Origin of the sequence: Actinocrinis sp. (assembly GCF_035946395.1) — a bacterium.
Taxonomy (GTDB): Bacteria; Actinomycetota; Actinomycetes; order Streptomycetales; family Catenulisporaceae; genus Actinocrinis.
Window position 1 is genome coordinate 1 of sequence record NZ_DASYZI010000300.1, and the last position, 10,173, is coordinate 10,173.

Consider the following 10,173-nt stretch of genomic DNA (forward strand, 5'->3'; position numbering starts at 1 on the left):
CGTTGACCAAGCCCGTGGCCTCCCCGTGAACGTTCAAGACTCAGCAACCTGAATCTTCACAAAGGCCACGGGTTCACGCTGCAACCACCAAACGATCAAACCCCACCCAGACACGCACGACCAAGCTCGAAGAGCCCCCATACTACAGCGGCAAGCATCACCGTCCCGGCGTGAACGTGCAGGCTTTAATGGGGACGAGCGGCGAGCCGGCGTTCGTCGGCGAAGCACGCTGCGGCTCGACGCACGACCTGGTCGCCGCCCGCGCGGACGGGATCGTCGACGCGGTCACCGACGCCGGGATCGAGACGTTGGCCGACAGCGGCTACCAGGGCGCGGGCGGTCCCGTGCGCACCCCGGCCAAACGCCCGAAAGGCAAAGGCCACGACGGATTCGAGAAACGCGCCAACAGTGCCCACGCGAAGCAACGCGCCCCGGGTGAACGCGGCTTCGCCCTGCTGAAGGGCTGGCGGATCCTGCGCCTGGTGCGCATCAGCCCGCACCGCATCACTGAACTCATCAAAGCCGTCTTCGCCGTCGCCCGGAAGCGATCTTCACTCGCCCGAGCGTAGATCGGAAAGGCTCAGTACTAAGCCGATTGTGGCGTCTGATGAGCAAGATTCGCAGTGAAAATACCTTGACTGTTGTGATCTGCGATCCGCCATAGCTCCCAGAAATGCTGCTCAAACGATCGGGCGACCTTCTCATCATGAATGCTGAACCCGCGTAGTTCCTCGCGGCCAGCGATCTCGAATCCAAGAAAGATCTCGCGTGAGTCGATGACCACGAAGTTCTCACCTTCCAGCTCCAACCCCGGAGGATAACGCAGTACCCGAACATGATAGTTCTCAATCTTGTTAGCAAGACGGATCTGCTCGTCCACCCACTCTTGGACGTCTGGGCTGGTAGCTGGCAGTCGGATGACACGGTGTAGGCTTCGCTTGCCGGGATTCTTCTTGACCCACCTTAATGTACCAGCGTAGTAGCGCCTTGATTCAATAGTATGCTGGAGTGGCGAGGTGGTATGCGTGAAGACCGCCAATAGGTTGGTCTCTGCCGTGTTGATAGCAGGTAGCGCGCCACCATAGAACTCGGCCTGGGAGTCGTATGTTCGAAGTGGTGTCCCGATAGCAATCGACTCGATCCTGTCACGCGTTACATCGGCGATGCGAACGATCACTAGGAGCGCGAGCAAGATCATCGGGAAGTAGAACTTCGGGTTACTCGCGAAGTCGAACACTTCATTGGCCAGGCTCACGCCCAGCATGCCTACTAATGCCAGAAGCAAAAGTCGCGTCTCAAGCTGCTCCCATCGCGACGCGTCTTTAGGATGATCCATCCCGCCCGATTCCCTCACGACTCGAATCATGAGACGGCGCTAGCCACCTCGTGTCTGATCACGTATACCGGACTATTCATACTGACACATGTTTCGCGTGGTGGCGAGACGGCGATGTCGTCTTAGCGTTATGTTTCTAGCATCCGGATGCGGGTAAATAGTATTGCTGGCTATCATTCGAACGCTGCGATCGTAAACTTAAACTATATGAAGAGATGAATGTGAAATTCCAGCCACTTGATCGTGTAGTAGGGGCGCTCAACGCCGACCGATGACTACTGGGGAGGAGCACAATCGATCATCCGCATGGACAATGCTCGCTTTGGGCCTGAGTCCGTTCAGGGCCTAGAGGCGTTCTCACACCTAGAGGTGCTTTCTACTTTCATCGCGCTACCGACACCATAAACCCAGGAGTCCGGCACACACGCGACAATCAAGTATGGCCTGAAGTAGGCCTGTTCGCGCAAAGAGTTGCCCAACGGCGTAACCGCCTGGGCGTCTCGCGGTGCCGCTTGCCGAAGGTTAATGGTCTTGATTTACACGTCGAAAACTCGACGCCACCGACGACACGCCTGTCATTTACCTCAAGCCGTGGTCCAGCGAATTCGGGTCGTGAGGTGAAATTCGGCAAGCGCAGTGGCCCCAGGAGATGCTCATGAACTACTTCATCACGCCAAAGCAAACCACGTTGACCAGCGAAACATTCAAGGACGACATCCGGGATCAGTTCGTTGTTCCTTAGTCGCTAATTGACGCTCAGGGCCTTGGCAAAGTCGTGTGATGTCCGTTTTCTGGTCATGTGAGCCCACGGAACGCGAGCGGGCGGTTCGGGTCGCGGGCATTGCGGCGCAGCCCGCTAGCAATATTGGTGGTTCCGGCCAGGCGTAGAGCGCCGATGGCGAGGTTACGGCAGGTGGCCATGGCGCAGGCGACGTTGCCAGTGCAGACCCGGGATACGTCCTCGGCGAAAGTCACGTCTCGGATGTGGCGGTGGGCCTCGATGCCCCAGCGTCTGCGCACGAGCATGGCCAGTTGGACGGGCAAGGCCTGATCGGCGGTCAGGCTGGTGACGACATGGACCGTCTTGATCGTCGTCTTGCCGCTCTTGCGGCAGGTGCGTCGGCGTTTGAGCTGGATCGCCTGGCAGGCGCCGGGAAGCAGCAGGTTGTCGACGGTATACCTTGGTCCTTCGGATCTCGCGGCGCCCGTGCTCGCCGTCGCGCTCGTGTGCGTCAAGCGGTACCTCCCGCCATGACAGAGCTTTAATTTGCTGGTAGAACGACTTCTGGTTGCGCTTGGCGATCACGATGTAGTGCGCGTCACGGCGCAGCAGGTAGGTGGCGTGGGCGCGCTGGGTGTGCAGCGCATCGCCGGTGACCACAACGCCGGTCAGGTCGGCGATGCTGTCCAGCAGCGGGGTGAAGCAGGTGATCTCGTTGGTCTTCTCGCCTACGTTCAGTTGGGCCAGCGTCAGGCCGTCTGCATGGTCGACGGTCGCGAGCAGATGGCTCCTGTGGCCGTCTGCTTTGGTGGCGCCGCGAAGGCTCTTGCCGTCCACTGCAACGGCCCGCAGCCTGCGCCTGCGCTTGGCGCCCGCACCGCGGGCGGGTGCGCTCTCGCGGCGGCGTGCCGAGAGCCACCGGCCCACGGCCCGGTCTAACGCATCGGCAGCCAGGCGCGTCAGTGTTCTGCGGATGGTCGCCTCGTTGGGCGCCGGGCAATGGCCTGTGAGTCGGTCGATCCGGCCGCCGAGCGCGGCCAACACGCCGGTAGAGGCGTCGGCGACCAATTCGCCGACCGCTGCCAGCGAACAGGCTCCGGCCAGTACCGCAGCCGCGGCCAGGGCCAAAAGGTAGACAAGCTCGCGGCGCACCCCATGCGGGGAACGCGGGTCCGGAACGACAGAGAAGCATTCAAGCAGCCCAGGACACTCGACCAGTTCGATGGGGGCGGTGCTACGCAGTTGGTCAAGCGTAGGCGAGATGAGGGAAAATGCAGCGGCGGGCACGGTCTTCTTCGCTGGTCATATGGCTTCGAGAACCAACATGATCTTCCGATGCCGTGCCTGCTTCCAATCAAGCTGATCAGCTTTCCCTCTGATGTCCCGCATTTTGACGGTTGACGCCGCGTTCCAGGCCAAAGGGATCGTTGCTGATGCGTACGTATCCCCCGGCGCGCTGCGGCTTGTATGTCTCCATGCTCTGGAAGAGCCGTTGGGCGTCCCTGCCTGCTGCCAACAGCGTTTCCGCTATGGCTTGCGCCGACTGCACGGCGGGCCGCACCTTCGCCGCTTGCTTGCTTCGTGGCGACCGCTTGGCAGTGCTTCGCTCATCACCCCACACATGGATGTAAGCAGTCGGATTAGCGCTCTGAGCTGCGTCTTTCTCGTCTATATCCATGCCATTAGTATACCTGGACAGGTACTCACCAGGATGCGCGCGAGATAGTCCTTGACCAGGTACGAGCCCGCCGCGAACCGGTGGCCGAGCACGGTGACGCCGATCTGCGACGCCGAGTCCTGGGCGAACCACTCGGTCAGCAGGTCGTCGACGATCGGCAGCAGCCGGTGCTCCAGCGGCTCGGCCGGCAGCACGAGGTACCGGTCCACCTGGGACTGGTTGATCGCCTGGAGCGCCGAGTCCGCTTGGTCCAGCGTGGTCAGCAGCACCCGCCGGGTGGTCGGCGAGGCGAGGCCGACGTGCCCGAACAGTTCGACGCCGGAGCCGTCCGGCAGCCGGTGCTCGCAGACCGCCAGGGCCACGGCGGTGCCCTCGCCGGTCAGGTAGGTCAGCACATCCGAGGCCTCACGCACCCCGCCCGCGCCGATGACCCGGCAGGAGCCGCCCAGATGCCGGCGCAGCCCCTCGACCACCTCGTCGCGCCGCAACGGGTCCGGGCTGACCAGCAGGACGGCAGCGGTACGCGCGTTCTCGGCCATGGGCGTCAGCCTCTCTTGAACGGCGGATGAACCTGGGCCGAAACTAACGCTGCCGCCCGTACCGCGCGCCTTGAGCTAAGCCAAAGGGCTACACGTGTACGAAGAGGGCCGGGATTGGGCACCATCCCATTGCGGCTCGCGCCGACGTGTCATGCGTGTCATGAAGGGGTACCGATGAGCGTCCTTGGCCTGCATTCCGAGGCCCTGCACTTGGCGGCACTGTCCGACGGAACGGCCACCGGCCTGATCATCGCGCTCGGCGCGGGTGGTTCGTTCGTGCTCGTACTCCTGGTCACTCTGGTCACCGTGCGCCGGTCCGAGCGCAAGGCGAGCCGCCAGCGCGAGATGGCCACGGTCGGCGGGGGCAAGGGTCAGGACGCGTATCCACCGCAGCCGTACAGCCCGGACGAGCCGCGTTCTCATCGTCCTTACTCGAAGCCGTATCGGATTCCCCGTCAGGACACCGGGCACACCGCGACGAACGGCTCACGGCCGGCGGGGTCGACCGGGACCGGTGTGCCGACGGCCCCGTGGCCGCCGAAGAACGACGAGGACGGCGCGTCCGGCTGACCGGATCTAAGCAGTCGAACTTGCGATCAGGCCTCTGCCAGCACGGTGAGCGTCTCGGCGTTGTGCGGGACGAGCAGAACGTCGTCCACCCCCACGGCGCGATACTCGGCCAGGGCGGCGCGGACGGTCGCTATGGAGCCCACGGCCGCCACCGAGTCGAGCATCTCGGGCGGTGCCGCGGCCACCACCGAGCGCACGTGCGCACCCGAGCGGGCCAGGCGGACGATCTCGCCGAAACCGGCCTCGGTGAACATCCCGGCGAAGCCAGCCGCGCGCACGTAAGGCATCAGGGCACGCAACAGGTCCCGGCGGGTGTCCTCATCCGGATCGACGGCGGCCGGTACCCACACGGCAAGGCGCGGCGCGGGTCGACCCGCGCGCTCGGCCGCGAGTTGGATCCGGCCGCGCAGCCGGGCGAGGTGCTCGACCGTGCCTATCGGGACGACGAGGCGGTCCGCGCGCGCGACGGCCACCTCGGTCAACTCAGCACCGAACGCCAGCACGCTCAGCTCGGCGTTGGAGGGCGGCAGTGCACAGACGAAGCCCCGTGTACGCACCAACGCGCCGGTGAAGTCGACCGGCTGCCCGGCGAGCAGTCCGCTGTCGCGGCGCGGCCCACGCAGCACGGCGGCGGACTCGGCGACGACAGTGGCCGGTACGCCCCGCGCGCGGCCATGCCAGTCCTCAACGACGGCCGACGTGGAGGCCGCGAGGACGATACCGAGGGAACGGCCGGTAAGGGCGGCAACGGATGCTGCGCCACGCGCGACGGTGACGGGGTCACGCACTCCGGCGGGGAGCGGCCCGAGGCACAGCGTGGCGGGTCCGTGTCCCATCGAGGCGCCCAAGGCGAAGGCGTCGTGGCCGGTCGCCTCGCCGAGCATCACCTCGCGGAAGCCGAGCTTGTCGGCCAGTTGCGCGAACCGGACCGCTTCGGCCGGGTCGCCGTCCGCGCGCGCTCCGACCAACACGCCGAGTTCGGCCGGGGTCGGTGCGGGAGCCGGGGGCGGCCGCTCGTTCAGGTGCGCCGTGCGGACACGCCGCATCGACGCGGGGGCGACGACCACCGGGCCGGGGGCCGCACCGTGCCGCGCCGAATCCTGCGGGGCGCCGCTCACCGAACCGCCGTCCTCCCCTGCCAAACTCGCTCGTAACGCGTCGGAACCGGCGAGAGCCGACTCGCTGTGTTGCAGCCGTTCACACAGTGATCCAGGCTCTTCGAACTTGACCGGGCTTCTGTGGCGGCTGTAGGCCCACCCGCCGCTACGCGTCGGCCGACCCTGCTGCGCCGGCCCCGGTCAAATTCGAAGCGGGTGATCCAGCCGTTGTCGAAACCGTAGCGGCTGAACAGGCAGGTACGGAAGGTCGGGGCTGAGGGCGTGTTCGACGCGCCTCACGTCCGCTCGTGCGCGCCGGGTCGGATAGGTTAAGGGCGGTTGCGCGGGCCGGATCGCGCACCCAGGGCGACGACGCGGACACGAGGAGTTCCACCGGTGCGTATCACCTCGATCGGCCATGCCGGGCTGCTGCTGGAGACGGCGGCCGGGCGGATCGTCTGCGACCCCTGGTTCACCCCGGCCTATTTCGGCTCGTGGGTGCCGTTCCCGGACAACACCGGCCTCGATCCGCGACTGCTCGGCTCGGCAGAGTACCTCTACGTCTCGCATCTGCACCGGGACCACTTCGACCCGGACTGGCTCGCCCGGCACATGTCGAAGCAGACCACGGTCCTGCTGCCCGACTTCCCGGTGCCGGACCTGCGCGACGCGCTGGAGGGCCTCGGCTTCAAACGCTTCGTGCAGACGCGCAACAACGAGGTCGTCGAACTGGACGGGCTGCGCGTGCTGATCAACGCGCTGGTCTCGCCGACCGATGGGCCGCTCGGGGACTCCGGCTTGGCCGTGGACGACGGCAGCGTGCGCATTTACAACCAGAACGACTCGCGGCCGGTCGAGGCCGGACCGATCGAGGAGTTCGGGCCGCTGCAAGGCCACTTCCTCCAGTACTCCGGGGCAATCTGGTACCCGATGGTGTACGACTTCCCGGAGCGGATGAAGGAGACCGTCGGCACGCGCAAGCGGCGCAACGGGATGGCGCGTGCGCTCAAGTACATGGAGCAGTACCACGCGGCGCACGTCTTCCCGTTCGCCGGGCCGCCCTGCTTCCTGGACGACGATCTCTTCCACCTCAACGACCTGGACCGGGACGAGGCGAACGTGTTCCCGGACCAGTTCGCGTTCCTGGAGTACCTGGAGCAGCAGGGGCGGGACAACGCGCACCTGCTGCTGACCGGGACGAGCGTGGAGCTGTCGGCGGACGGCGACTGCGCCGTCGAGCAGCTCCCTGATGAGGAGGTCGCCCGGATCAGGGACGACCGGCGTGGTTATCTGCTCTCGTACAAGCAGAAGGTGCAGCCGGCGATCGACGGGATCCTGGCCGCGCTGCCGCAGGACCGCTCGGACCTGGTCGGGCAGCTCAAGGAGTGGGTGCAGCCGCTCATGGAGACGGCCGACTACACCTGCGCGGGGCTGAACGGCCGGATCCTGCTGGAAGTCGCCGCCGCCGACGGCGGCACGGACGAGTCGATCGTCTTCGACTTCTTAGACCGGCGGATCGACGCCTACGACGGCGAGGAGTGCCGCTACCGGTTCCGAGCCGCGCGCCCGCTGATCGAGGAACTGGTGCGCAAGCGTGCGCAGGACTGGGTGAACGAACTGTTCCTCTCCTGCCGCTTCGAGGCGTCGCGTAAGGGCCCGTACAACGAGTACATCTACACGTTCTTCAAGTCGCTGTCGGTCGAGCGGATGACTTACGTCGAGGGCTACTATGCCGAGTCCTCCGGCGTCGAGGACTACGCGCGGATCGACGGCCACGTGATTCAGCGGCACTGCCCGCATCTGAAGGCTGATCTGGTCCGATTCGGCACGGTGCACGACGGCGTGCTCACCTGCCAGCTGCACGGCTGGGAGTTCGAGCTGGCCACCGGCCGCTGCCTGACGAGCGACGATCGCAAGCTGCTCAGCCGCCCCTGCCGCCCGGGCGACGCGCAGGACGCCACGTACCCTGAGATCACCGCGTCGACGCTTGGCTGACTGCGGCCGAGACGACACTGCCCGGGACAACGGCGCCTGAGATCCTGCCAATTACCTGAAAATCACTCAGATCCGGTCGCACAGTCTTCTCACGCTGTGCCATCCTGACAAGACGTCGTCATGACGCCGCGCGCGGCGGGGCGGCCGTAGGGGGCGGTACGAGCGTTGACATGGGGAGGCCGCGTTGACGTTGGCTGAAACGTCCGAGCATCCGGACGAGAGGGCGCCACAGCAGCCTGAGGTTCCGCGCCTTCCCGGGCACCGGATCCGCGCCGCGGTCCGGATGCGCGAGTTGTGGACGCGGCGGCCCAACGTATTCGCCTTCCTGATCCTCGGCTCGCTGATCCTCGCGCTCGGCGTGGCCGCGTGGACGGCCGGCTTCCGCAGCGGCTTCTGGCCCAACTTCCTGCTCAACTCCGCCGGCGACCTGATCGGCGGCATGACCGTGCTCTTCCTCATCGAGCCGATCGTGCGGCAGGCCGCGGCGCTGCAAATACGCCAGCACCCGCGGCTGGATTATGGCTGGTTCTTGCGCCGGGTCGGCGAGGCGCGCAGCCAGATCAGGATCCTGGACACCTTCTCCGGCCTGTTCGGCGCGGACCGGGACGCCGCCGTCAGGGCCCTGCGGGACGCGGCGATCCAGGGCGCGGACATCAGAGTCCTGCTCATGAGCCCGAACACCGACGCCTCGGCGCTGCGCGAGTTCCAGCTGCGCCAGACCCTGCCGGGACTGTGGATCAACGACCGGATCCAGGCGAACATCGCCGACTTCCGGGCACTGGCCGCGGCGATCCTGGCGGTCGGCAACGGCCACCCGCACGGCCGGCTCGAACTGCGCGTCTACACGGTCGCCGCGCCGTTCAGCCTCTACGGCTGGGACGAGCGCGCCCTGTTCGCCTTCCTGCCGCCGCACGCCTTCTCCGACCAGTCCACCCAGCTGGAGATCACCAGCCAGTCCCAGCTCGGCCGTTCGGCCCTGGACCAGTTCGAGGCGATCTGGCAGGACGCCGCGCCGATACCGCAGCTGCTGCCGATCAAGGTGGTCGACGAGCAGGCCACCCGGGACCTGCTGGTCCGCTTCGTGCACGCGGACAACTCCACCTACCTGATCTCCAAGCGCATCGACGCGGCGACGAGGGCCAATCCGGCGCTGCTCATCCGCTTCGGCGACCAGAACGCCTCGTTCCAGCCCGAGACGGTCGCGCCGGACGACCCGCTGCAACAGCTGCTGAACCGCGAGTTCTACACCAAGTACGCCCGCCGCCCGGACGCCGCCTTCCACCTGCTGCGGCCGCAGACGGACGACACGACGCCGACCGACCGACCGAAGGAGTTCGACAGCCTGCCGACCAGGACCCTGATGGACCTGGTCGGGCACGCGCAACGCACCATCAGGATCCTGGACACCAGTTCCACGCTGATGGCCGAGGGCGGCGCCCAGTTCACCCGCACGGTCGAGCAGGCGATGGCCCGCGGGGTGAAGGTGCAGGTCCTGCTGCTGGCGCCGACCACGCACGCGGCCCAGGAACGCGCCGCGGAGATCCAGGACCCGGTGTTCGACACCCGGGTCGAGGAGAACATCAGGGAACTGCGGCGGCTGGCGCACAAGATGACCATGGACGGCCTACCCGCCGACCGCCTCGAAGTGCGCCTCTACGACCGGCTTCCGGAATGCAGCGTGCACCAGGTCGACGACCGGATCATCGTCGCGTTCCTGCCCTACCAGCGGCGCACCTCCAGGGTGAAGCACCTGGAGATCGGGCAGGACGCCTCGCTCGGCCAGTTCGCCCTGCTCCAGTTCGACGCCAAGTGGGACGCGGCCCGCCCGCTGGAGGGCATGCGCTACGCGGATCTGACCACGGAGACGGAAACCAGGCATCTGCTGCTGCGCATCTGGGGCGCCCAGGTGGACACACAGAGTTCAGATACACGCAGTTCAGATACACGCAGTTCAGATACACAGGGTTCAAATACACAGAGTTCAGACACACACAGTGCGCGTTACGTCGCGTCCAATCGGATCGAGTCGATCCTCGCGGACGGCGGCGCCGGTCGCGGCGGCCACGCCCGTGCCCCCGAGATCCGGGTGGCCATGGAGGACCGGCCCGGCGAGCAGTTCTCCCTCTCCGAGCCGCTTCCCGCCGCCGGCACTGAGGACCGCGCCGCCTCCTCGGCTTTCACCAAGCTCTTCGGCGTCGATCCGGACGCGCCGATCCGCCGGCTCGACCCGATCATCG

Annotated in this window: 8 protein-coding genes and 1 pseudogene; 4 read left to right on the forward strand and 5 right to left on the reverse strand. The window is 66.2% G+C overall.

Annotated features, from left to right (window positions below):
* Positions 1-119: 119 nt before the first annotated feature.
* Positions 120-569 (forward strand): annotated as a pseudogene (locus tag VGS97_RS18220) (transposase family protein); the annotation flags it as partial.
* Between the two features lie 17 nt (positions 570-586).
* On the opposite strand, the gene VGS97_RS18225 reads toward VGS97_RS18220, so the two are convergent.
* From VGS97_RS18225 to VGS97_RS18240, 4 genes are all read right to left on the reverse strand, one after another.
* Positions 587-1,354 carry a hypothetical protein gene (locus VGS97_RS18225; protein WP_326854773.1) on the reverse strand — a complete coding sequence of 256 codons (768 nt, stop codon included), beginning with the start codon at positions 1,352-1,354 and terminating at the stop codon, positions 587-589.
* An 886-nt stretch (positions 1,355-2,240) separates the two neighbouring features.
* Positions 2,241-3,344, reverse strand: a complete 1,104-nt coding sequence (locus VGS97_RS18230) for an ISAs1 family transposase (protein WP_326854774.1) — start codon at positions 3,342-3,344, stop codon at positions 2,241-2,243.
* A 76-nt stretch (positions 3,345-3,420) separates the two neighbouring features.
* Positions 3,421-3,735 (reverse strand): hypothetical protein, encoded by a 315-nt coding sequence (locus VGS97_RS18235; RefSeq protein WP_326854775.1) that lies wholly within the window; start codon positions 3,733-3,735, stop codon positions 3,421-3,423.
* Positions 3,726-4,274 carry a hypothetical protein gene (locus tag VGS97_RS18240; RefSeq protein WP_326854776.1) on the reverse strand — a complete coding sequence of 183 codons (549 nt, stop codon included), beginning with the start codon at positions 4,272-4,274 and terminating at the stop codon, positions 3,726-3,728. Before VGS97_RS18240 ends, VGS97_RS18235 begins: the two co-directional genes overlap by 10 nt.
* A 174-nt stretch (positions 4,275-4,448) precedes the next feature.
* Here VGS97_RS18240 and VGS97_RS18245 point away from each other — a divergent pair, with 174 nt between their 5' ends.
* A complete protein-coding gene (locus VGS97_RS18245) occupies positions 4,449-4,844 on the forward strand; it encodes a hypothetical protein (RefSeq protein WP_326854777.1) in 396 nt (131 codons plus the stop codon).
* Positions 4,845-4,870: 26 nt separating this feature from the next.
* Here the strand turns inward: VGS97_RS18245 and VGS97_RS18250 are convergent, their stop codons facing one another.
* Positions 4,871-5,962: an LLM class F420-dependent oxidoreductase gene (locus VGS97_RS18250; protein WP_326854778.1), complete on the reverse strand. Its 1,092-nt coding sequence runs from the start codon at positions 5,960-5,962 to the stop codon at positions 4,871-4,873.
* Between the two features lie 375 nt (positions 5,963-6,337).
* Between VGS97_RS18250 and VGS97_RS18255 the strand changes: the two genes are divergently transcribed.
* Together VGS97_RS18255 and VGS97_RS18260 are read left to right on the forward strand one after the other, a co-directional pair.
* Positions 6,338-7,936 (forward strand): Rieske 2Fe-2S domain-containing protein, encoded by a 1,599-nt coding sequence (locus VGS97_RS18255; RefSeq protein ID WP_326854779.1) that lies wholly within the window; start codon positions 6,338-6,340, stop codon positions 7,934-7,936.
* 184 nt (positions 7,937-8,120) lie between these two features.
* Positions 8,121-10,173 (forward strand): hypothetical protein (locus tag VGS97_RS18260; RefSeq protein WP_326854780.1); only part of this gene is annotated, 2,053 nt, incomplete at its 3' end.